A 23,815-nucleotide genomic window follows, 5' to 3' on the forward strand; every position below is an offset into this window, starting at 1 on the left:
TTTAAGTTATTATTTATCGCGGTGTGACGTCAGTATGTAATTCCATAAAGTCCGTGGCTGTGTCAGGCCCTCCCGTTGGCGTATAGACCCTAAGACGTGAAGAAAATAACTGAGTGCCTTTGGTGTCACATATATAGGCATTATTAGATGTCGGTGGTTTATCAAACATTTCCTCAAACCTGAATCCTTTTCTACCCTCAGGAAGGGAGTACCTATTCTGTTGCTTAATAATTGTTTTTAAAAAATAATCCGGGTATTCAAAATTTAACAAATCGGTATAGTCATCTATTGAATTTTCACCTTTCACCCCGTTCATACACATGAAAATATCTCCTCCACGTGCCCATCCCAATGCGTCATACCAAAGACTTGTCCATTTCAAACCTCCTCCAATACGTGTATGAATCGCAGCAACCTCAGTAACAGGAACAGATTCATTCTCATATTGGTTCAGTAATCCTATGCCCATGAAACCATTAAAGGCAGCAGGGTTTCCGGTTGAGACAAATGCTGGAGCGGGATAATGGCTCTGGTTGTTACCCTCAGGCCCTTTATAATAGGTGAAGTTTTCGCCGTCATTACTTTTTAATGTCCAGGCAGTGAGTACCTGATGCATACCCGACGTTCCTTCCAGTAATATCGCCTCCACATGGATCAGTGACATATGTCGGTGCGGAAGGTAAACCACTAATTCATGCCCGTCGCCACCTGTACCGATATTACTGGTAGAACCTTCGGGACCTGCAGAAGCGCGTGGAAAAACCAGGGTGCCAACCCACAGGCTCTTATTTTGTTTTGTCGCAACATCAAGAAGTTCATCGTATAAAGAAAGTGTGCGGGAGCCTGAGGTCATGCCAGGCTTACATTTGTAACGCTGTTCTTTAAGTGTCGCCGGCGTCCCGGAACAGGCGGTAATCGCCGGGAACGGATCTTTTTTTATATAAGGTTTCGCATTGAAAATGGGCAATCCCCAGTCGCCTTCCTTACCTCCGCTGACCCAACTGTATTTATCACCTGACGTATAGGGGAGATAATGTTGTGAAAAATCATAATTGTCATCGGTGATTTCTGGCAATCGTGATGCAGGGATTTGCATGTCATCTGATTCGATATACATAATATTGACAGCGATCGGAGAGGAACTTTTTTCATCGTAATAATAAGAATTGCCACTCACTGCATAACCAAAAAAATTGGCAACAGGCAATGCCAGCGGCATGTCCAGGGGGTGTGCGGCTCCGCCACCACCATCAGCTTCAGTAAATTTGAAAACGCCACCCTGAGGTATCGTTGCAGAGAATGCACTGATCGGCAGCAAACAGAGTGTTGCGAAAATAAGCGTTATTTTTCTCATGGTATAATCCTTTAAAAAGAGCCGCTTGAACCCATTTTCCCAAGGGTGTCCGACAGAGCGAAAAGGGCAGCAAAAACCCAAATTACACATCCTCCCAGTATCAACGTGGAGAGTGACTTCAATACCCCGGATAACCTTTTTATATATTCCTGAACATGTTCACGGGATTTAGCCGAGACGGAACTCAGTACTTCATTAAACGATGGTAATTCGGCGTACAAACTAATATTCAGCAGCGTTTCAGGTCCAAATAATCCGGTGTTCAGCGCTTCACCGTAACCGAGTCCGGTCGCCATGTTCTCGCGCATAATGTTTATATGGTGCTTTAACCATCGGTTAGAGTTTAATAAAGTAATCCCGAGGCCATCATTTAAAGGGATGCCATTTTTCAACATTAGTGCCAGATTGTTTAAAAAAATAGATCCCACAATTTGTTTATACGTTGAGAAAGGCAGTATCCGGTCGAGCACCTGATTTCTAAGTTTGCCGCTAACGTTTGAGATGACCATCTTTATAAAAAAAACGATTGCTGAAATAACAATGAGTATATAAATCCACAAGCCCGCGACTAAAGCATTTCCGAATGAATACAATGATTGTGTGATCCCCGGCCATTTGCTGACAGGAACCACACCTTCAAAAGCAGGGAATACTTTCATTGAGTACCCCGCAATAACAATAAGAGACAAAATTATCATAATGACCGGAAAAAGCACTGCCGAGATGAGTTTACTCTTCAATTCGCTGTTATAGTTTATGACATTAACTAACGTCATAAATCCATCAGCAAGGCTTCCGCTTTGCTCGGCTGCATTAATTACACTCAGTTCACTCTGCGGAACAAGGCCTTTAAACATTACGGCGATAGAAGCCCCTGTAAGACCAGCTTTCATATTGTTAGTTAATACGCCAATATTCTTCGAAAAAGCTGAACCCAGGAGGTTTTTTCCCTCGACTTGAAGTTTGACCAATGAGTCGTAAAGCGGCAGTTCTGTGCTTATCATGTCAGCACAGAACTTATAAAGAAAAAGCCTTTGTTTTTTACCGAACTTTGCCATGGATAATCTCTCTGTTATCTTTATCTACATCGCCAAATTCCATATTGAACCATGTCGCACACACCCGACCTCGCAGAACCTCAGCAAATACTTTTTCTTTTATTTCAAATCCTTCGCTCATTCCTGGTGCCGAAAGGCGTTTCTCCCGCCACAAGGTATAAACCTGCAACCACTCTTGCTTAGATATTGCAGCCAGTTCATCGTAGGTTGGTCGCATATATTCCATCACCAGTTGCCTGCCACTGATGCCGGTATATTTACATCTCTCGCAGCCATCCTCATATTGCTCGTACAGAGACATCAGTTCCCCACCGAATGATATATCGACAGGGCGATGACAATGGGTGCAAATAACGGGGACAAGTTTTTGACATTGCAGTCCGGCAATGAATCCTGGCGTGGAAAGCTTATCGCTGGTGATACCCATGGCAGATAAGCGTTGTAATAAGGAGACAATATTCCCCGCATGAACTGTGGTGAAACAATAGTGACCACTTTCCACAGCTCCGGCCAGAGCGTTGGCAGATATGGTGTCGCGGATTTCGCCGACCATCAGAACATCTGGATCACGTCGCAATGCTGATTTGATGGCTGAATGGAAGCCGCCTCCTTCAACACTGACCACTGAGCTTTGTTTCGCTCCGTATATCTGATATTCGACAGGATCCTCAACCGTGAGAAAGCACCCTTTGTTGCCATAACGATTGATTTGTAACCACTCCATCAGGTTCTTCAATGTTGTGGATTTCCCCGACCCCGTGGTTCCTGCAATAAAATAGGCACCATAAGGGTTGCTGAGGATCTTTTTGAGATCGTCTAATTCTTCGTTCGATATGCCCAGTTTATTAAGATTGGCGACTGCACTTTTTGACAATCCGGAAGGAATAATTCGCAGCACGGCATGATAACAATCGTTCGTTTCGCCAAAAATCGGAAAGTGCGCGTAGCGGAACCGAAAACTTAACGCATTGAGTGTGTAGAGAATATTGGCACTTTGCGGAATAGTGCGGTTCCAGGTGGTATCGCGGGTACTGGCTTGTACGTTGTACAGGACGAATACCAGCTCATCACATTTGCTGGCAGGCATCTGCATCATGGGCAACAGCATACCGTTAACCCGAACCTCCAGCTGCGCAAGAATATCATTGCGTGTGATGTGAAGGTCACTGGCCCCCATATTCACGGCTTCAATCAGTATGGCTTCGAGCTCTTTCTGCGTTTCACTAATATCCAGCGCGACACGACTCAGTTTCTGCAAAGAAACCAGTTCATAGATTTTGAAATACACGGCCTCGGTGACCCCACCGATCCCGGCAATCTTATGATGATGGATATCATTCATCTTACGAACTTCATACTGCAGAATATGCAGCTCTTCGATTAATGAACGCTGAGAAACGAGATACTCTTGCGTACCCGAGCGGGCAATCAGCATACGATCTTCAATTTCAGCAAAAATCCATTCGCCACTGTGAATGGAATCCTCCGTAAGCCGTATGAAATCCAGGATCACCGGGAGACTTCCCTTACAAATGACTGTTGCGCGTTACTGCCCTGATGGACAGCATAGCGCTTACCGTTCGCCGTAAAAATTTCGCCAATACGTACAAATACGGTTTTTGAACCTACAGCCACCGCGGCTTGGGTGATGCCCGCAATCTGCGATAACATCATAACTCTGGGCTCTGCGGCGGCAGGTAACGGTGTGGGTTGAATATCTTTGTCCGCAGATTCATTATTCATATTGAGGATTGGCCCTTGTGTCAGCTCGGCCGCCTCACTTTTTATTTTCGCCATTTCGAGGCGCAACTTGGCGAGTGTCAGCTGCTGTGAAAGCTGATGCTCGGCCTGATTAAACGCTACGTCATCTTCCATCAACCTCGATATATGCTCCTGAATGGGCGCAGGAAGTCCCCCGGCATTCTCGCCAGTGGCTTGAATGTCATCGGCAAAACTGCCAGAAGAAAACAAAGTCATCAGTGCAGTTATTATTAATTTCCTGTTTTGCATACCATAACTCCTGTAATTTTATTATCCTTAACGCTGTCTATTTTTTGGATGATGAAAGCATCCCTGAAAGCTTGTCTCTCTAACAGGCTGGCGGTGTACAATAGCGCCATATAGTTTTTAGACTGTTTAGGGATTTCCATTTCCCAACTCAGTACATTAATCCCATAATTTTTCCCCCTCCCTTTTGCTGCTATTTTATTTTCGATAGCCTGTACAGCAGAGCCTGGTGGCGAGACAATCTTCACGATTTTTCTGGGGTCAGATACTGAGTTATAAGAATAAAGATAGTTCAGCACATCACCGCAAGAGGGCGGATAAATATCCTTTTTATTCTTGTATGCAGACAATATCGGGTTGTTATCCAGTCCTGATTTAATTCCTGCGAAATCAATGGAAGTATCTGAAAAACTGGCAGTATAAACGTTATCAAAAAATATTTTCTGTGCGAGCGTAAACACGCTACCTTTTTTTAATTGATAGCTGAACGAACAATTTTTCGCATCGCAGGTATAGACTTCATTGACATAATTAAAATCAGACAGAATACGCTGACTTTTGGAAATCTCTGCAGCTAATGTTGTAAATTTGGAAATGCTCCCGCCTGACAAATTACTCAAATAGAATTTATCAACCGTACTTATGTCATTAGCTAACTGCTGCGCTTCGCGACGTTTTATCTCATCTCGTTGTTGCGCGGGTTCATAAGCAAAAAAATACCAGCCTGCAATACCGCCGGCAATGAGGAGTAATAGCACTCCGATGGCAATTCCAGCTTTGATTCTGCGGGAAACAGGCCGGGAATTTTTGCGTAATTTAAGTCCCTTTATCATATCGTCATCCAGAAATTATACTGTACAAAAATATTGAAGATGCAATGAGCAGAATTAATACGCCACAGGCAACACCCGACCAGAACAGCCTTTGTCTTCTTTTATAAATTAGTTGATTTTCTTTGCATGATTCAGCAATGCAGTCCAGTTGTGCCGGCGTGATTTCCGATACCTGTAGTCGTGAGTATTTCGATGTGGGTAAGGTTTCCACGATTTCAGTAAAAAAATTTTCTGTAATGACGCAGTCACTTCCACTAATGATGATGCCATCCATAATCATTAACAGATAAATTTTATGATCACCTGCATCGAAATGATAAATACCATCGCCGTAAAGGTTTCGGAGATGAACTGCAAAAGATTCACAGCCCGGTGCTGTCTTTAAAGAATAGCCAATCAGTTCATTTGTATTAGCTTCATCCTGTACGCGGTAAACATACATGCGGTGACTTCGACGTATATTCACCATCCATCTCATATAACCGGCATCCATATTGTCGTGACCGGATGGTTCCCAGATTAACCCTGTCAATATATTATTACGTGACAATGTATTTAACATGATAGCCATCTCAATAAATTAACGATTTAAAGGCGCACGGTAATAGTCAATTCCTACGACCATGACAACGGTATGTTCATTGTCCTCAGTACTTTGTCCATAACCCAACATCTGGTACTGTTTATTTTTACTCAGTTCGTTCATTTCATATTTTGCAACCATGAGTAAACTGCCAGGATTAACCGCCGTGGAGTTAAACATTTCCGTCGTTGTCACATTAGGTAACTGAACGGTATCAAATACATCTATCGAGTTTAACTGGCTCTTGGTAAATCCACTGGTGACTTCCACACGGCCATCCGTCATGACACGCGGAGTGATAATAAAACTGGTGCCGGTGATTATTTCAGCTGTTTCGATCTCGACATCTTCATCACCGCTGTCTTTATTCACCGTCCGTGTACGTCCGGAGACATAGTGCTGAGAATTGGTCATATTGAGCGGGATTGGGGTGTTATTCCGTGTTACAAATGAACCACTCTGCAGCACTTTGCTCCCGGTAAGTGAATACAGTGCGTTCAGTTTAGCGTCGATGCTCAGTGCGCGATCAGCTCCGCCCGCGATGGTCATGCCCCCTCCCAGCATATCCATTATTGCTGTATCGATTATGACGCTGCTGCCCCCATCAACGTAAGACATATTCAGGCCGGCACCATATTCTTCCATTTTTTCTTTATTAAGAGTGAAGATTTTGTAAGTCACGACGAATTGACGGTTATTATCATCCTGGTATTTTTTTAATACATCACTCAATACCTTATATTCTGACGGGCGACCGGTGAGCGTAACAATTGAGGCATCTTTAAATATGCTGTACATGCCGCTTGAAACATATTTTTCTGCCATGTTCTCAACGTCATCCCAAAAAGAGGATTCAAATTTAGTTTCAGATTTCCCTGCCAGGCCACCACTGCTGACTGCGTCATTGGATAAATCCAGGCTGGCTTCGAATTTGTTATTTTCGCCGTAAAAATCAAGCTTAATAGCATAAACACTGAACGCATCAATCTTAAGAATATTATTCTCATCCAGATAGGTTTTAACATCATAAAGGGCAGAGACATAGCGCATAAACTCCTCAAAGGTGCCAGTGAAATTAATGCTATGTGCTTCAACATTGACTTTTCCGGCATCGGCACCTTTTACACCCGGGATGTCTAAATTAATCCTATGGCTGACTCCTGTTTGTGCCAATAAAACATCCAGAACGGTGTTCAGGTCTGTAGGTTCATAAGAGTTTATGGCGACTTTTTTAGCAAGCAAGTGCTGACGTGTTGAGCTGTAGTCAACTTTTTTTCCTAAATAAGCTGTGTCATATTTAATATACGGTTTGACCTTCATTTCATCTGCGGACGTCGCACCCGGCAAGGCATCTTTAACATTACTGCGTGAAAAGTGTTTATTAAAACTTCCCGCGCAGCCCTGCAAAAGAAGAGTCAATATCATAAATCCAATTTTGGTTTTCATATCCCTATCCTGAACTTTTCAGTTACATATCATCAATAATTAGTACACGATTCTTCTGATAGTTTTTTATAATCAACCCATAGTTTTCAGAAGAAAATAGCTTGCCTAGCTCTGTCAGTACTTCGTCATCATCTTTACCGGCGAGAATGATGTGGCTATAAATTAAATAATCATTTTTGCTCTGCCAGAGAAGCTTATATCCCAGACTTTCTGCCCATTTTTTAATTCCCTGACTCAAAAGTTCACCACTATTGAGTGTCAGAGGGAATGTCAATGGAACCGGTGCGGGCGACAACATCGTTGTAGTAGTAGGTGAAGTAGCGGCTTTCTCTCCACCAGAGAAAGGATTGTGTGGTGTCTCTGGCGAGATATTTGCGGGAACGGGCGTCAGGTTTAAGTCCGCATTAACCGCTGCCTGAGCAAATTGCCCGAGGGACAGTAATAAAGTAATAAACTATCCCAGTAATCTAATTTTCATTTTCTTCATCCTGAAATTTTCAAAAATATACTTACAACCCGTTGGCGATATTCAATCAATTTGGCGGCATGGGTATGGAATCATTTAACTCTGGTTGTTTTATCGAACTACACCATGAGGTCAGTACAACGGAAAGTGAACTCGGGTTAATAACGCTAACACCTTGCCCTGTCACATTGTCAAAAACACCGCTGGTTGCACTGATCACCCAGTAATCACCGTTGGCATCATCATTAATAAAATTCACTTGCACGGCGACGCCACTTAAATGATCCAATACACCTGTAGTGGTTCTCCGGTTATTTTCACTATTGGAAAAGTCGGTGAAGTCTCCACCGTCTTCATCTTCGCCTTCTGATGTTTCCAGCTTACCCACATCAGCCGCTATAGAAGAAATGGCGGCAGCCATTCTTGGGTAAAGCTGTCGCGGCACTTTCTGCGGATCAGCGGGATCGGGCGGAGCCTGAGGGCAAGTTTGTACGGGAAGCTTGATGTGGCCTGGTTCATCAGTGACTTTTTTATTGTAATTATCCGGGTCATTAACAATGACATCATTAGTACCGGTGTCCTTTTTATTGCCAAAGGATTGGTAGGAAACCACCGGGCTGGTCATTAATGCGACGACATTCCCTTTTTCCGGGTCAAATGCCTCACCTTCAAAAATGACATTGGCCATCAACGTACCTGTGACTATCTGATTATTCGCGTTTTTAGCCGTCAGATGCATCACGCCCTCATCCTGATTGCGTCCTGAGCCGTTCTCTGTCTCGAGGCAATGTGCCATCAAATTCTCTTTGTAGTTCCAACATAATTTTTTTGCACCCACTGAACCATCGGCTTTCAGATACTTCCCGACTCCAGCCTCAAAACTAAACCGTATGCCAAGTTGCTCTATATTATTAGGAATATCCTGTATATAAGTACCCAGGCTACCGAAAGGAACTGCATTATCAGTGGGTGATGCACCATTGATCTTGAGTAAATTCCAGCCCTTGCCATAATTTTCGGCTGTGCTGCTTTTAGCTGAGGAGCGGTAAATCATTTCGCCATGGGAATAGACCAGTCCATAATGAGAAAATGATTCGCTAAACGCTGAAGAGAAATTTTCTATTGAGAACTTATCAATATCCTTCTTTTCACTATGTCCGGGGTTATAAGCCACAATAAAATCAATACGATTGATCGTATGTGTGATGTCATCGCCGACTAAATCAACCCTTTCAAGGACTACATTGCGATCAGCGTTGCCTCCTGGTTGATTACAAGGAATATATTCTTTGAAGAAAGTGGCATCCGCAGTTCTGCCAGCAGGACTTCCGCATGCCTTACTGGTAAAATAGCCGCGAGACTGGCTGTTATCCCACTGCATGTAATAATCAGTATTCAATGTGTCTGTAATTTTCATGTTTGATGTGCGCTGGCTGTAGGTTTTATTTTTTTGATCGCCAGATGTTACATAATTTTTATTGTAAAGTGGGTTTTCGAGAGTTCCAGCGTCAGCTTCACCATCTTTATCTTCATCAACATAAATATAATCTTCATTTGCAAACTTCAATACACCATAGATTTCGCTCACAATAATATTAGTCAGATTTTCCCGAGCAATCGCTTCAATCTGTTTTCTTTTATACACAGTAAAAGTAGCGAGGATAATCCCCATAATCCCCATGACGATAATCATTTCTAAAAGTGTGAAGCCTTTGTTATTACTCGTCGCGGACATTTTACTTACCATGTGGTTCTGTATATAAACTAACTCCTCCAAAAAAGAGGAGGAGTTAGTTATTGATAAATTAACGGCTACCCAGGATCACTGCGTTTGTGCTGCTATTTGCACAAACCATAGAGTAATCAGCAGTCGTCAGATCAGCAGGTGGAGTTGTTGGTACGTCGAGGCTTTTCAGAATACCCACCATGTTTGTAGTCACTGGACGTGTTGAGAGGGCAGGAGAAGCAAGACTCGTTGGAGCAGCAGGTGATGCCCCTGCTGCTGCAGAACTGATTTCAACATATTCCCAATCAGCAGCAACCTGGCTTACAAAAGCACGGCACTCTTGCATATCAAGCCCATTCACGGATACATAGAAACCTTTCAAAGGCGCTCCAGTAGTAGTGGATGTTGCTACGCCGCGGATTTCGAAATAGTCACCAGAAATACCATTTCGGGCTTCGCCATTCGAAATTTTACCCAACTTATAGAGTGTAGAAAGAATATCGCCTGTAGCATCAGTCTTCAGTGCGTTTTCATTCGCAAAACCTAAAGCAGCTGCGCCACCTACTGGATAAACCCCATCTTTCCCAAACGCATCGACGACGGATACATGGATGGTATTGGTGTTATCACTCAGGTCGGTAATATCCTGAGTGAAGAACGCACGTTGAGCCAACACAACTACACCGGCTGCAATAATACCGATAATGCCCAGAACTATGATGATTTCCAGTAAGGTAACACCACGCTGTTTTTTAAGTTCCTGATACTGATTTGCTTTACGCTTTAATGCAGTAATTGCATTTTTCATACCTTAATCCTTAGGCTTGAAATAAATTTTATAAATCACGTAGTAATACGATCCCGCTGGGATAGAGCAAGATTCTTATAAATAAGAAATATATAGACTAACGTCTTAATGTTATTACTAACGTTTTAAAGGCAGTAGTTCATGGCCATTCCCTTTATAAAAAATCAATCCCGTTAACCAGCGCTGGAAATCATAGAGCAAAAAAAAGAATGCGTACATATAATAAATCGGATCAAACGAATTAAATGCAATCTATATGAGCTGTTGGGGTGTGTTAATATTATGATCATTTTGATGAATATTATAAATATAGTCATTGCCTGACTTGTAAATATAAATTTGAGTGATCATTCTGGGTTGGCTTTTCTATGAGGTAATGAAGGTTTTGTACAGGATTATCAATAATATAGGTGGGTTTAAATTCGATCTCTCAACCCGTTTTTTCGAGTGATTCTATCGGGTAACGACTGCTGTGAGATGCGTCATTTATTACGGATTTTCGTAACTCTTTTTACGAAATAATGTTATTTAAGCATTTAAAAACGCCGGGCAGATTACCCTGCGCGGCGTTTTATTTTCCCCGTATTCCTGAAACGTCACACAGGCATATCAATTAGCAGTGCGCGTAACGGTGTAATGGCGGAAACCGTCAGACTGTTTTCCTGAAGGATAAATGCGCCATCACCACAGGCCAGTTTTTGTAGCTCGCGGCTGGCCGAACCCTGTGCATCTATCTGTCCGTGAATCGATTGCAAATAGGCGCGAGGTCCGCGCACTGGCAGCGTGATTTGCTCACCCGCCCCTAAATCAAGGTGATGGATCCACACGTTTTGCCGCAGTTGCAGGCTGCCCTTTTCACCGTCCGGTGAGGCCAGCAGAAAATGCGTGGTGTCCTGCAGCGTCATTTTCTGGGTGAGTGCATTTTCATGCTCGGGACAAGCATCCAGCCACAACTGCATCCGCGTTAGCGGCTGACTGGCACTGGTGTTCAGTTCGCTGTAACTGACATTGGGCTGTGCCGATAATAATGCCGCTTCACCGGCTTGCGCCCGGATGCTGTTGCCTGCGCTGTCGCGATATTCCGCTGCGCCCTGCAGGATGATATTCAGAACATCAACTCGCGGATAGGTACGTGGCTGGAAACTGGCACCCGGCGCCAGCACTTCCTGATTCAGGACGCGCAGTGACGCATAGCCCATGAGCTTCGGATCAAAGTAGTGGCCAAAGGAAAATGTATACCGTGCCTGGAGCCAGCCAAAGTCAGCGGTACCGCACTCTTTTGCCGTTCTGCTGGTGATCATGGCGGTCGCCTCTCTTAAAAATTTCGATGTATAAATGGTAAGCGTCTGGACGTGTGATTGTTAGCCAGTTAATCTGGTCGCTATATTCAAATTTCCTGAAAGAGAAAAGAATGGCTAAGGATCGCGCACTCACACTGGAAGCCTTACGGGTCATGGATGCCATTGACCGCCGGGGCAGTTTTGCAGCTGCCGCCGACGAGCTGGGCCGCGTCCCGTCTGCATTGAGCTATACCATGCAGAAGCTGGAAGAGGAGCTGGATGTGGTGCTGTTTGACCGTTCAGGTCATCGGACAAAATTCACCAACGTAGGCCGGATGCTGCTCGAACGCGGACGTGTGTTACTGGAAGCAGCCGATAAGCTGACCGTCGATGCCGAAGCCTTAGCGCGCGGCTGGGAAACCCACATCACTATCGTGTGTGAGGCTTTATCGCCGGCTGCGCAATTGTTCCCGCTGATTGAAAAGCTGGCGCTGAAAGCCAATACGCAGGTGTCATTGATAACGGAAGTGCTGGCCGGTGCGTGGGAGCGTCTCGAGCAGGGGCGTGCGGATATCGTCATCGCGCCCGATATGCATTTCCGCTCTTCCACCGAAATTAACAGCCGCAAGCTCTACAAACTGGTCAGCGTGTATGTTGCTGCGCCGGACCATCCCATCCATCTGGAAGCTGAGCCTTTATCTGACGTCAGCCGGGTGAAATACCGTGGCATTGCCGTGGCGGATACCGCCCGTGAGCGTCCGGTGCTCACCGTTCAGTTGCTGGATAAACAGCAGCGCCTGACCGTCAGTACCATTGAAGAGAAACGCAAAGCGTTGCTGGCAGGATTAGGCGTGGCGACGATGCCTTATCCAATGGTCGAGAAAGATATCGAGGAAGGGCGTCTGCGGGTGGTCAGTGCGGAATATAACCGCGAGACGGACATCATCATGGCGTGGCGCCGTGACAGCATGGGCGAGGCAAAAGCCTGGTTCCTGCGTGAAATTCCAAAGTTACTGGCGACGCGGGAAGTAAAGTAAACTGTCCTTCCCCTTATGAAAGGGGAAGGCGCAGAACTCAATCAAAAACGCGTATCGCGGCCGTGTTCAGACTCTAAATCCTGTGCCGGTCCGGTCGAGATAATGCCGTAAGGGTTGATGGTTGCGTGACTGCGGTAATAGTGATTACGGATATGGGCAAAATCCACCGTGTCACGAATGCCCGGCATCTGATAGATATCGCGCAGGAAACCGTACAGATTCGGGTAATCGCTGATCCGGTAGCGGTCACACTTGAAGTGCGTAACGTACACCGGATCAAACCGCACCAGCGTGGTCCACAAACGGAGATCGGCTTCAGTCAGCTGATTTCCGGTGAGATAACGGTGCTTACTCAGCAGTTCTTCGGCCCGTTCCAGCGCGGCAAAAACACCGTCAACCGCTTCATCGTAAGCGTCCTGAGACGTCGCAAAACCCGCCTTATACACACCATTGTTGATCTGCGGATAGACCCACTCATTAATCTCATCAATCGCCGGACGTAACGCCCCGGGATAATAATCTCCGGCTTTTGCGCCCGCAGCATCAAACGCGCTGTTGAACATGCGGATGATATCGGCGGATTCATTGCTGACGATGGTTTGCTGTTTTTTATCCCACAGGATCGGCACGGTAACGCGACCCGTATAATCATTCTGCGCCCGCAGATAGATCTCATAGGCGTAGTTGAGATGATACAAATCATCGCCGGTTGCCGCCGGGAAATCAGTGCCGAAAGTCCAGCCATGTTCCAGCATCAGCGGATGCACGACAGAAACCGGAATAAACTCTTCCAGCCCTTTCAGCGTACGCATCAATAATGTGCGGTGCGCCCACGGACAGGCCAGTGAAACATACAAATGGTAGCGGTCACGCTCAGCGGCAAAACCGCCCACGCCGTGCTCGCCCGGCGAGCCATCCGGCGTTATCCAGTTGCGAAACTGTGCTGCTGAACGTTTGAAATGACCGCCGGTCGACTTGGTGTCGTACCAGGTGTCCTGCCAAACGCCATTGACGAGTTGTCCCATATTTCCTCCTTCCCCGTCATCCTTCGAGCCGTAACCCGAATGATTCAGGCGAGATTTACAGATAACTAATAAAAAAGGGCGAGGTGATAAATCACATCGCCCTGCAGGTCACTCTTTTGTCTTATTTAATTATAGCGTGGATGTTGCTCCCTGGTGCCGGGGCAATTACCAGTTTTTCTTGATCAGGCGGTCGATGCTGAATGCGCCCGGGCCGGAAGCAAACAGTACGAAGAAACCACCGGCAATGGACAGGTTTTTCATGAACATCATCTGGTTCACGCCCTGTGCGAAATCAGTGTGGAAAATCAGTGCAGTCAGAATGGTGAAGATTGCAGTGATCAGCGCCGTAGTACGGGTGAAGAAACCAAACAGAATCGCCAGACCGCCGCCGAATTCAAGCAGGATAGTCAGTGGCAGGAAGAAGCTTGGCACGCCCATAGACGTCATGTAACCCGCAGTCGCGGTGTAACCGTTGATTTTGCCCCAGCCTGCAACGATGAACAGGATTGGCATCAGAATACGGGCAACCAGCAAAGCAGTGTCTTGTAACTTATTCATTTTCTACTCCAGATTAATATGCCCAAGGCGGGCTAAAATGTTACCGGTCCGGTCAGAAAATGTTTCATGCCGTTACCGCATCAGTTGATGACGAGATAATAAGTCGGATGGTTACGCTTTGTTAGCAAGTAAAACTGTTGGAATGCTTCAAATAAATTGAACAGCTGAGAGATTGTTATTCAAAAAGAAAAGGGCTGATTGTTTTCCAATCAGCCCTTTTAACAGAAGGAGGTTGAGGCTATTTGTTGCCGATAGTTTTACGGAACAACCTGACGGTGCCCCAGATGCCAAAAGCACGCCGTGACCAGCGGACAACCGCACTGGGATGGCGGATACCATAAACAGCCAGCAGGCTTGAGCCCACGACCAGATATTTACGCATATCCACCAGTTTTACCCAGTAATGATCTACTTTCGCGGTGGCCTCCAGCCAGTCAGAACCGGCCTGAGAAAGCTCGCCACGCTGACGCTCAATTTTGCGCAGCAGTCTGACTTTTTCGATAGCGCGGTCCGGAATACTCATTGCTCATCATCCTTTTCCAGCAGGGCGCGATCAACGTCCAGTTGCTTGCGGGTGAGGCTGAGCAGCGTGGAGCGTTTGGCTTTCGCCAGCGTCATTGCGCCAAGGATCACTGCCAGAAGCAGCAATACGCCCGTCGTCGTGGCTATCGCCGTAAGACGATAGGCCGGATCGATGGCCCAGAATAAAACCACCAGCAAACTCATAAGACCAAAAGCGGTAAGTATCAGGGTAATGCCGACCATGAGCAGTAATTGGAAAATATTGGCCTTTTCCTCTTCCAGCTCGATAACGGCCAGTCTGACACGTGATTCAACAATGCTCACCATAACAGTAGCGATGCGTGAAACGATGTCAAACACCCCTTTTCCTGGTCCTTGTGGTGCAGGTTTAATTGGCTCGGCCATAATTAGCGGCGGGCTAACAGAACGCCGATGACAACGCCGACTGCGGCACCAATACCAACGCCAGTCCAGGGTTTTTCATGTACGTAATCGTCGGCTTTACCGGCAATTTCTTTAGTCTGATAGGCAATCTTATCGCCCGTATCGCTCAGACGTTCGCGGGTATCTTTAAGCAGGGATTCTGCTTTGCCACGCAGTTTATCGAGTTCAGCTTTCGGCTTATCGGTAGAGGTCTGAAGAACTTCTTCCAGCGTATCTGCCAATGACTTGAGTTCAGCGCGCAGTTGTTCTGATGTATTACTAGCCATGTGTAAGTCACTCCATACGTTAACTGATTCGAACTTTTAACATAGCGGATATTCAGGTTATCGCAAATACGAATTATCTGTTAACACCCACAGAAACCCTGAAAAATCCGCTATATCGCGGTAAATCGAACTACGGAAATCGACTCTGGCAGAAAGGATTACTTCGCCTCAGCTTCTTTCAGTTCAGACTTCGCTTCGTCCAGTTTATGCTGTTTTTTGGTGACTTTGTCGTGATCGCCTTTCGCCTGAGCTTCTTTCAGCTCCTGTTCACGTTCTGCGACTTTTTCACGTTTTTCTTCAATTTTTTTCTGCTTTTCAGCTTGCAGACCGGCTTCGGTGCAATGTTCTTTATTCTCGCGCAGCGCTTTTTCCAGTCCGTCTACACGGTTCTGATTGTTGTGCGCACGAGCTTCGTCGATTTGCTTCTGGATTTCGTTTTGCTTAGTGGCGCAGGTTTCTGGCTGCGATGCCGCAAAGCTGGCCGTGGTGAACAACAGGGCAGGGGCGAAAACGAGGGCGGTTAATGTCAGTTTCATCTTGTAGCTTCCTTTTAATGATTAAGTGAGTGTGGCACTTAATTTCCCAAATGATTAGTTGAGTGAATAACTCGCTTTGAATGATATCACCGCCGAATGAGCGGCGATATCAGATGAATCCCCTTTTGTCGCTAAGGGAATTACCCAAATTTCAGACGGTCGCGATCCAGTTTATGGATCCACGCTTTTGCGGTCGGCTGTTCGTAGTACTGAATCATAAATCCCGGCGGCAGAATATCCTGCAAGGCTTCTTCTGCCAGTTTGCGCTCAGATGAAGAATCAAGCTGAACCACCAGCCCGTCATTGAGCGGCGTAATACTTTTGATATGGATGCCCCGCTGACTGAGGCTCTGGTAAACATAAAATCCGTCAGGCAGTGACGTCCCGGTTCTGGCCGGGCGAATTTGCAGTGCGCTGGCAGGCACCGGCAGGTGCCATAATGCCAGTCCGAACATGGCCACAATCGCGACCAGCATCAGCATCCCCGGCCAGATGAATGACCGGCTTTTCAGCCTCTGGCTCATGATGCGCTCTTACCTTTGTTCTGACGATCTGCATGTTTTTTGCGCCACAACACGACGATTGATCCCACCAGTCCGCCGATTAACAACAGCACTGGTAACAGCATCAGGCAATTCATGACCTGATCCTCATACTTGAGGAACAGCGGCGTTTTACCGAGGAAATATCCGAGCGAGGTAAGGATCAGGATCCACAACAAGCCGCTGACCCAGTTGAAAAACTGAAAACGACTGTTGCTCAGTCCTGACAGGCCGGCAATCGTTGGCAAGAGTGTCCGGACAAAGGCCAGAAAACGGCCAACTAACAGCGCCGAAAGGCCGTGTTTATGGAAAAGAGCATGCGCGCGTTCGTGATAATGCACGGGGAGATGTGCCAGCCAGCTTTGTACTATTCGCGTATTCCCCAGCCATTTTCCCTGCGCGTAACTGAGCCAGCAACCCAGGCTCGCCGCACTGGTGAGCAGGAACAACGTTAACGGGAAATTCATCGCGTCTTTGGCTATCAGAACACCGACCAGGATCAGCAGGCTGTCACCGGGCAAAAAAGCCGCAGGAAGCAGGCCGTTTTCCAAAAAAATGATCATGAATAAAATCAGGTACAGCGCCCAGACCAGTGAAGGGTCTGCGAGGGTTTTATAATCCTGTTGCCAGAGGGCATCGATGAGCGAGGTGATAATTTCCATCTGTCTTGTGAAACTCCATCATTTTCAGTGAGTCAGCAAAAGCATCAGCGGAGAAATTGTCTCGACGCTGCCTGCCTGGCTGATAGGGGAGCCAAATCCCTGGCGGGTTCTTTGTTCTGATGCCGTTGTTTCAGATCCAATTAATTTTAATGGCATTGTATTTACGCGTCATTTTGCTTTCTGAAACGCAGCTCAAACGGGTAAAAAAAGTGGTCTAACTGTAACAAAATACCAATAGCTCAGACAGGTAAATATAGCGCGTTGAGGCCGATCATTTAAGTCTGAAGCGCGTTTGGGAAAGGGTTTTACATTGGCTGACACTACTCGACAGTGTCTGACAGGTTCTGCGGGCGAGAGAGGAGAAAGTGTAAAACGGCAGGTTGGGGGAATTAACCTGCCTTAAAGGGAATTATTTGGTGTTAAGCGCAGGAGGATCGAGATGCACGACCGGGTTTTCTGAGTACAGATAACGGTCTACGTTGAACTCGAAATCATCACTTGTGGCGCGGAAAAGCATTTGCTTGGTGTTTTCCAGATGCTGCCACATCGCCAGTTTTGCTGCGTGCGGATCACGGCGGATCAGCGCTTTCAGGATCAGGTCATGATCTTCGCACCAGCTTTCAATCGACTTCTCATCGATATGCTCATGCAGTTTGCGCCAGTAAGGATTGTGTAACCGCTGGCTCCACATCTTCTCAACAATGGTCGCCAGTGCGCTGTTTTGCGTCGCCTGTGCAACCTGCACGTGGAATTTTAAATCCCACTCGGAATCACGGAAACGGTCTTCCTGCCGCGCATGTTCCTGAATCTCCATCAGACGCATGATGTCCTGTTTCGTCACCTGAGTCGCGGCGAATTCAGCGATGTTACTTTCTATCAGCTGACGTGCCTGTAAAAGCTCAAACGGACCGGAGGTTCCAAACTCACTACCACAATCCGGCACCACCAGATGGCGCTGCTGGTTTGACATGACATGAATGCCCGACCCTTTACGCACTTCCACGTAACCTTCAACTTCGAGCATGATAATCGCTTCACGCACCACGGTGCGGCTGACATCCATTTCATCGGAAATCAGACGTTCGGCCGGTAACTTCTCACCAACCGGGTACAAACCTGTTTCGATGCGTTCCTTGAGCGTAGCAGCCAGTTGTTGGTATAGACGTCTGGTGTCTGTGGATTCCATATGAGTGCTCTTTAAAGTAGTGAAACCTGTAAGAAGTAAGTGTCGGACAGACCTGTGAACTTATTATACAAGTGCCAGTATACGATTTACGAAAGGCTGTTGCACCGTGCATTGGGCAGAAAGGCTTTGGAGAAATGTCAGAAAATAGCAAAGCCCGGTAAAAGCATTACCGGGCTTTAATACGATGGATCAGGCTTTTGCGGTTTTGAGCTGAGCCGGAGCCACTTCTGCTGCTGAGCGGTTTTGCAGAACAGTCCAGATGATGATTGCACCGAGCAGGTCAAAGACCGCGAGCGCTGCAAACAGCGGGCTGAAACCAATGGTATCGGCCAGCGCACCCACCACCAGAGCAAACATGGTACTTGCCATCCAGGCCGCCATCCCGGTCAGGCCGTTGGCTGTCGCCACTTCATTACGACCGAACACGTCAGAAGACAATGTGATCAGCGCACCGGACAGTGACTGGTGAGCAAAGCCACCGATACACAGTAAAGCGATGGCTGCGTAAGGGCTGGTGAACAGGCCGATCATGCCAGGGCCAATCATCAGAACCGCACCCATGGTGACCACCATTTTACGGGAAACGATCAGGTTAACTTTGAAGTATTTCTGGAATAACGGTGGCAGATAGCCGCCCAGGATACAGCCGAGGTCAGCAAACAGCATCGGCATCCAGGCAAACATCGCGATTTCTTTCAGGTTGAAGCCATACACTTTGAACATGAACAGCGGGATCCAGGCATTGAATGTCCCCCAGGCGGGTTCAGCCAGGAAACGTGGCAGCGCGATGCCCCAGAACTGACGGTTACGCAGGATCTGCATGGCAGACATTTTCTTGCCGTTGTCAGTCTGATGCTGTGCTTCCTGACCTTCCAGAATGTAATCACGTTCTTCTGTGCTGAGTTTCTTCTGATCTTTAGGATGCTTATAAAACACCAGCCAGCCCAGTGCCCAGACCAGACTTAACGCGCCGGTAATGATGAAGGCCAGCTGCCAGCTGTGCATCACGATACACCAGACGACCAGTGGTGGCGCAATCATCCCGCCGATAGAGGAACCGACGTTGAAGTAACCGACGGCAATTGAACGCTCTTTGGCCGGGAACCATTCGCTGCTGGCTTTCAGACCGGCAGGGATCATGGCGGCTTCGGCCATACCGACCGCACCACGGGCGATAGCCAGGCCACCCCAGCTGCTTGCCAGCGCCGTTGCCATACAGAAGATGGCCCACATGATAGCGAACATCGCGTAACCGACTTTGGTGCCCATTACGTCGAGCACGTAACCCGCCACCGGCTGCATCAGGGTATAACAGGCGGAATAGGCGGCGATAATGTAAGAATATTGCTGTGTGCTGATGTTCAACTGGCTCATCAGCGTAGGTGCTGCGGCGGCAATAGCGTTACGTGTCAGATAACCCAGTATCGTGCCGCAGGTAACCAGCGCGATCATGTACCAGCGTAACCCTTTAATCTTAGCCATTTAACTCTCTCCCAGTAAATAATCCGGCGATGACAGCGACAGGCTGTCAGGGCGTTTTTCGCACCACCTGAATAAGCGTGGGGTTCTGGCTTTCCTTAACGTTTTCCGGGTACCACGCCGCCAGAAGATTTCACTGGGAGCTGCCCGATGCTTGACGCACTGCTTTATTGTTATTTGTGCGTTTGGATCCGATGAACGTCCTGGACACCAGAAAGAATGCTTCGCCATGGTCTGATTGAGCCCGGGAAGTGATTTGCCCGGGCAACAGCGAAAGGACGTGGCAGGTAATCTCTGACGCTCTTGTCCGGGCGAAGCAAAGATAACTTGTCATACAGATTTAAAATTTGAATGACATCACAAAACCACATTTATATTGTGTGGTTACTTAACTTTTTTAACTACAGAGTTATTTACTTGATTTTACAATGAAAAGTGCATTTAACATGATGCGCTTCACATTTTTCAGAAAGTGATTAACAAAGATAACGAAATTATCGAAACGTAATTGGTGTAACAACTTTACCGAATGATCACATTTAATCTGAACAGTTAATGAACAGGATTGTTTTTCCAAAATGACTGATAAGTTGTCGGTAAGTGTAAAAATGCATTAACAAAGCCCTGAGAAGCAGGCTTCTGGCGCGATATGAAGCGCAGGCGGTAAATGAGTAAGGGGCAAAACGCTGTTTTGTCATATCTGGTACGAATTAACTTGTCATACAGATTTAAAGTTTGAGTGACATCACAAAATGACACTCTGATTGTGAGGATAATAGGTCACAGCGGTTTATAGCTTTAACGCTATTATTTTACAGAGAGTTAGTGGGTTTTTATAGTCTCGGATCGCCCGCTTCGGCAGGGTTAACCCCCTAAAAAGAGCTGGACGACAATCTAAATTGGTGTGATAACTTCGCACCATTGAGTGATAACTCTACAGAATTCATGATGAGGAACCTAAGATGGCGCAGTTTTTAACGGAAGACTTCCTTCTCGACACAGAATTCGCACGTCGCCTGTATCACGACTATGCGAAAGATGAGCCAATTTTCGACTACCACTGCCATTTGCCGCCTGAGCTGATTGCACAGGACTACAAATTTAAAAACCTGTATGACATTTGGCTGAAAGGCGATCACTACAAATGGCGCGCGATGCGTACCAACGGTGTGCCTGAGCGTATGTGTACAGGTGATGCCAGCGATCGCGAGAAATTTGACGCCTGGGCTGCAACGGTTCCTCACACTATCGGTAACCCGCTTTACCACTGGACGCACCTTGAATTGCGCCGTCCGTTTGGTATCACCGGTAAACTGCTTTCCCCGTCTACTGCGGGCGAAATCTGGGAACGCGGTAACGAACTGCTGGCGCAGGATGACTTCTCTGCCCGCGGCATCATGAAACAGATGAACGTGAAAATGGTCGGCACTACCGATGACCCGATCGATTCTCTGGAACATCATAAAGCGGTGGCACAAGATCCCAGCTTTGATGTCAAAGTGCTGCCAAGCTGGCGCCCGGACAAAGCTTTCAACATTGAAGCGGACACGTTCGTCGATTACATGAAGAAACTGGAAGCGGCGGCAGATGTCTCCATTACCCGTTTCAGCGATCTGCGTGATGCCCTGAAAAAGCGTATGGATCACTTTGCGGCGCACGGTTGCAAAGTCTCTGACCATGCGCTGGACGTGGTCGTTTACGGCGAAGCGGATGACGCGACGCTGGACGGTATTTTGTCCCGTCGTCTGAACGGTGAAACGCCGACAGCGCAAGAAATTGCTCAGTTCAAAACCGGTGTTCTGCTGTATCTGGCTTCTGAATATCAGCGTCGTGAATGGGTACAGCAGTATCACATTGGCGCGCTGCGCAATAACAACACCCGTATGTTCCAGCTGATTGGCGCAGATGTCGGTTTCGACTCCATTAACGACCAGCCGCTGGCAGAACCGCTGTCAAAACTGCTGGGCGCGCAGGGTCTGGCCGGTGGCCTGCCTAAAACCATTCTGTACTGTCTGAACCCGCGTGATAACGAAGTGATCGGCACCATGGTCGGTAACTTCCAGGGCGAAGGGATGCCGGGCAAAATGCAATTCGGTTCCGGCTGGTGGTTTAACGATCAGAAAGACGGCATGCAACGTCAGATGACACAGCTTGCCAACCTGGGCTTACTGAGCCGCTTTGTCGGCATGCTGACCGACAGCCGCAGCTTCCTGTCCTATACGCGTCATGAATATTTCCGTCGCATCCTGTGCCAGATGATCGGTCGCTGGGTGGAAGATGGCGAAGCACCGGCAGACATCGAACTGCTGGGCAATATGGTGAAAAACATCTGCTTCGACAACGCCAAACAGTATTTCCAGATCGAACTGAACTGATCTGCATGAACTAAGCAGTCATCACTAAACAGTAACGGAGCGCAGATCCCTGCGCTCCTGAAACAAAATCATAAATAACAAATAATTATCCCAACAAAGAACGACGGCCACGGGGCAATTTTTCCGCCCTCAAAGACCGGAGTCTGAGCAAATTAAGGTGAATGTGAGATGCAAAGGTTAAATCGCCGTGACTTCCCTGGCCGTCAGCACCCGGACAAAATTATTCAATTTGGTGAAGGTAACTTCTTACGTGCGTTTGTTGACTGGCAAATCGACCTGCTGAATGAACATACTGATCTCGATGCCGGTATCGTAGTGGTGCGCCCGATTGATACTGATTTTCCGCCTTCACTGAGCACTCAGGATGGTCTGTATACGACCATCATCAGCGGTCTGAACGAGCAGGGTGAAACGGTGCGTGATACCCGCATCATCCGTTCTGTTAACCGTGAAATTAATATCTACCATCAGTTTGATGAATATCTGGCGCTGGCCCGCGACCCGAATATCCGCTTCGTGTTCTCCAACACCACCGAAGCCGGTATCAGCTATGTCGAGAGCGATCGTCTGGAAGACGCGCCTCCGGCAAGTTTCCCGGCCAAGCTGACCCGTTTGCTGTTCGAACGTTTCACGCATTTCTCCGGTGCGGCTGATAAAGGCTGGGTTCTGCTGCCTTGCGAACTGATCGACTACAACGGCGAGGCATTGCAGGAACTGGTGCTGCGTTACGCGCAACAATGGGCGCTTCCGGCGGCATTCACCCAGTGGCTGGAAAACAGCAATACATTCTGCTCAACGCTGGTTGACCGTATCGTCACCGGTTATCCGCGCAGTGAGGTCGACAGCCTGCAGGAAGAACTGGGCTATCAGGACAGCTTCTTTGACAGCGCGGAGCACTTCTACCTGTTCGTGATCCAGGGGCCAAAAAGTTTGGCTCAGGAACTGCGTCTGGACAAACTGCCGCTGAACATCCGTCTGGTTGATGACATCAAACCGTACAAAGAACGCAAAGTGGCAATCCTCAACGGCGCGCACACCGCGCTGGTGCCGGTAGCCTTCCTGGCAGGACTGAATACTGTGGGCGAGTCGATGAATGACGCGCAAATCAGCCGCTTCGTCGAACTGGCGATCGCCGAGGAAATCTCGCCGGTGCTGGACCTGCCGCAGGATGAACTGACGTCGTTTGCGCAGGCGGTGCTCAGTCGTTTCCGCAATCCGTTCATTCAGCATCAGTTGCTGTCGATTGCCCTGAATGGCATGACCAAATACCGCACCCGTATTTTGCCGCAACTGCTGGCGAGCCAGGCGAAGAATCAGCTTCTGCCTCCGCGTCTGACCTTTGCACTGGCGGCGTTGCTGGCGTTTTACCGTGGTGAGCGTAACGGAGAAGTTTATCCGCTGCAGGACGATGCACACTGGCTGAGCCGTTTCTCCGGCCTGTGGAGTGATGTGCGTAACGGCAGCCTGCCGTTAATCGGGCTGGTCGAAACTGTGCTGGCTGATGAAGAACACTGGGGACGTGACCTGAATACCGTGCCGGGTCTGACGGCGAAAGTGACCGAGCAATTGCAGGCGATTGATGATCGCGGCATGCGTGATGCGTTGGCGGCTTACAGCTAAGA

24 protein-coding genes are annotated in these 23,815 nt (G+C 47.5%); 3 read left to right on the plus strand and 21 right to left on the minus strand.

All coding sequences use genetic code 11. The features are described from left to right. Positions 1-13: 13 nt before the first annotated feature. The 11 genes from CKQ54_RS05775 to CKQ54_RS05825 all read right to left on the minus strand — a co-directional run bounded on the left by CKQ54_RS05775 (position 14) and on the right by CKQ54_RS05825 (position 11,582). Positions 14-1,354, minus strand: a complete 1,341-nt coding sequence (locus CKQ54_RS05775; RefSeq protein ID WP_120162151.1) for a hypothetical protein — start codon at positions 1,352-1,354, stop codon at positions 14-16. A gap of 11 nt (positions 1,355-1,365) precedes the next feature. After that, complete coding sequence (locus tag CKQ54_RS05780) at positions 1,366-2,412, minus strand: type II secretion system F family protein (RefSeq protein WP_120162150.1); 1,047 nt, start codon at positions 2,410-2,412, stop codon at positions 1,366-1,368. After that, positions 2,396-3,925, minus strand: a complete 1,530-nt coding sequence (locus CKQ54_RS05785) for an ATPase, T2SS/T4P/T4SS family (protein WP_120162149.1) — start codon at positions 3,923-3,925, stop codon at positions 2,396-2,398. The genes CKQ54_RS05780 and CKQ54_RS05785 overlap by 17 nt, the downstream gene beginning before the upstream one ends. Beyond that, a complete protein-coding gene (locus CKQ54_RS05790; protein ID WP_120162148.1) occupies positions 3,922-4,422 on the minus strand; it encodes a hypothetical protein in 501 nt (166 codons plus the stop codon). Before CKQ54_RS05790 ends, CKQ54_RS05785 begins: the two co-directional genes overlap by 4 nt. Next, positions 4,404-5,252, minus strand: coding sequence for a hypothetical protein (locus tag CKQ54_RS05795; protein WP_120162147.1), 849 nt, complete (start codon positions 5,250-5,252; stop codon positions 4,404-4,406). The genes CKQ54_RS05790 and CKQ54_RS05795 overlap by 19 nt, the downstream gene beginning before the upstream one ends. A 4-nt stretch (positions 5,253-5,256) precedes the next feature. Next, positions 5,257-5,814, minus strand: a complete 558-nt coding sequence (locus CKQ54_RS05800) for a pilus assembly protein (protein ID WP_120162146.1) — start codon at positions 5,812-5,814, stop codon at positions 5,257-5,259. A gap of 18 nt (positions 5,815-5,832) precedes the next feature. Beyond that, a complete protein-coding gene (locus CKQ54_RS05805; RefSeq protein WP_120162145.1) occupies positions 5,833-7,281 on the minus strand; it encodes a type II and III secretion system protein in 1,449 nt (482 codons plus the stop codon). Positions 7,282-7,303: 22 nt separating this feature from the next. After that, positions 7,304-7,579 (minus strand): TcpQ domain-containing protein, encoded by a 276-nt coding sequence (locus CKQ54_RS05810; RefSeq protein WP_279630497.1) that lies wholly within the window; start codon positions 7,577-7,579, stop codon positions 7,304-7,306. A 235-nt stretch (positions 7,580-7,814) separates the two neighbouring features. Continuing rightward, on the minus strand, positions 7,815-9,482 hold the full coding sequence (locus CKQ54_RS05815; protein ID WP_120162209.1) for a prepilin-type N-terminal cleavage/methylation domain-containing protein: 1,668 nt from the start codon (positions 9,480-9,482) through the stop codon (positions 7,815-7,817). A 70-nt stretch (positions 9,483-9,552) separates the two neighbouring features. After that, positions 9,553-10,281, minus strand: a complete 729-nt coding sequence (locus CKQ54_RS25960) for a type IV pilus major pilin (RefSeq protein WP_120162144.1) — start codon at positions 10,279-10,281, stop codon at positions 9,553-9,555. A gap of 596 nt (positions 10,282-10,877) precedes the next feature. Continuing rightward, the gene (locus CKQ54_RS05825; RefSeq protein WP_120162143.1) at positions 10,878-11,582 is read right to left on the minus strand and encodes a pirin family protein; all 705 of its coding nucleotides are present in this window, start codon (positions 11,580-11,582) and stop codon (positions 10,878-10,880) included. 110 nt (positions 11,583-11,692) lie between these two features. Here CKQ54_RS05825 and CKQ54_RS05835 point away from each other — a divergent pair, with 110 nt between their 5' ends. Beyond that, on the plus strand, positions 11,693-12,598 hold the full coding sequence (locus CKQ54_RS05835) for a LysR family transcriptional regulator (protein WP_112288085.1): 906 nt from the start codon (positions 11,693-11,695) through the stop codon (positions 12,596-12,598). 41 nt (positions 12,599-12,639) lie between these two features. On the opposite strand, the gene CKQ54_RS05840 is transcribed toward CKQ54_RS05835, so the two are convergent. From CKQ54_RS05840 to CKQ54_RS05885, 10 genes are all read right to left on the minus strand, one after another. Then, positions 12,640-13,623 (minus strand): glutathione S-transferase family protein, encoded by a 984-nt coding sequence (locus tag CKQ54_RS05840; protein WP_120162142.1) that lies wholly within the window; start codon positions 13,621-13,623, stop codon positions 12,640-12,642. A 165-nt stretch (positions 13,624-13,788) separates the two neighbouring features. Next, entirely contained in the window at positions 13,789-14,181 is a 393-nt protein-coding gene (locus tag CKQ54_RS05845; protein ID WP_112288087.1) for a DoxX family protein, read from the minus strand. Between the two features lie 238 nt (positions 14,182-14,419). Further along, complete coding sequence (locus CKQ54_RS05850; protein WP_113876740.1) at positions 14,420-14,704, minus strand: YqjK-like family protein; 285 nt, start codon at positions 14,702-14,704, stop codon at positions 14,420-14,422. Then, complete coding sequence (locus CKQ54_RS05855) at positions 14,701-15,108, minus strand: phage holin family protein (RefSeq protein WP_120162141.1); 408 nt, start codon at positions 15,106-15,108, stop codon at positions 14,701-14,703. Before CKQ54_RS05855 ends, CKQ54_RS05850 begins: the two co-directional genes overlap by 4 nt. A gap of 2 nt (positions 15,109-15,110) precedes the next feature. After that, positions 15,111-15,413, minus strand: coding sequence for an ElaB/YgaM/YqjD family protein (locus CKQ54_RS05860; RefSeq protein ID WP_013577208.1), 303 nt, complete (start codon positions 15,411-15,413; stop codon positions 15,111-15,113). A 158-nt stretch (positions 15,414-15,571) separates the two neighbouring features. After that, positions 15,572-15,949, minus strand: a complete 378-nt coding sequence (locus tag CKQ54_RS05865; RefSeq protein WP_120162140.1) for a DUF1090 domain-containing protein — start codon at positions 15,947-15,949, stop codon at positions 15,572-15,574. Positions 15,950-16,089: 140 nt separating this feature from the next. Next, positions 16,090-16,473 carry an EnvZ/OmpR regulon moderator MzrA gene (gene mzrA / locus CKQ54_RS05870; RefSeq protein WP_112288091.1) on the minus strand — a complete coding sequence of 128 codons (384 nt, stop codon included), beginning with the start codon at positions 16,471-16,473 and terminating at the stop codon, positions 16,090-16,092. Continuing rightward, positions 16,470-17,153 (minus strand): DedA family protein, encoded by a 684-nt coding sequence (locus CKQ54_RS05875; protein WP_112288092.1) that lies wholly within the window; start codon positions 17,151-17,153, stop codon positions 16,470-16,472. The genes mzrA and CKQ54_RS05875 overlap by 4 nt, the downstream gene beginning before the upstream one ends. Positions 17,154-17,562: 409 nt before the next feature. Further along, positions 17,563-18,339 (minus strand): transcriptional regulator ExuR, encoded by a 777-nt coding sequence (gene exuR / locus CKQ54_RS05880; RefSeq protein WP_120162139.1) that lies wholly within the window; start codon positions 18,337-18,339, stop codon positions 17,563-17,565. A gap of 189 nt (positions 18,340-18,528) precedes the next feature. Beyond that, positions 18,529-19,821: an MFS transporter gene (locus tag CKQ54_RS05885; protein ID WP_120162138.1), complete on the minus strand. Its 1,293-nt coding sequence runs from the start codon at positions 19,819-19,821 to the stop codon at positions 18,529-18,531. Positions 19,822-20,780: 959 nt separating this feature from the next. Here CKQ54_RS05885 and uxaC point away from each other — a divergent pair. Both uxaC and CKQ54_RS05895 read left to right on the plus strand, forming a co-directional pair. Continuing rightward, the gene (gene uxaC / locus CKQ54_RS05890; RefSeq protein WP_120162137.1) at positions 20,781-22,193 is read left to right on the plus strand and encodes a glucuronate isomerase; all 1,413 of its coding nucleotides are present in this window, start codon (positions 20,781-20,783) and stop codon (positions 22,191-22,193) included. A 168-nt stretch (positions 22,194-22,361) separates the two neighbouring features. Then, complete coding sequence (locus tag CKQ54_RS05895; RefSeq protein ID WP_120162136.1) at positions 22,362-23,813, plus strand: tagaturonate reductase; 1,452 nt, start codon at positions 22,362-22,364, stop codon at positions 23,811-23,813. Positions 23,814-23,815: the final 2 nt, after the last annotated feature.

It is taken from the genome of Rahnella variigena (genome assembly GCF_003610915.1).
Lineage (GTDB): Bacteria > Pseudomonadota > Gammaproteobacteria > Enterobacterales > Enterobacteriaceae > Rahnella > Rahnella variigena.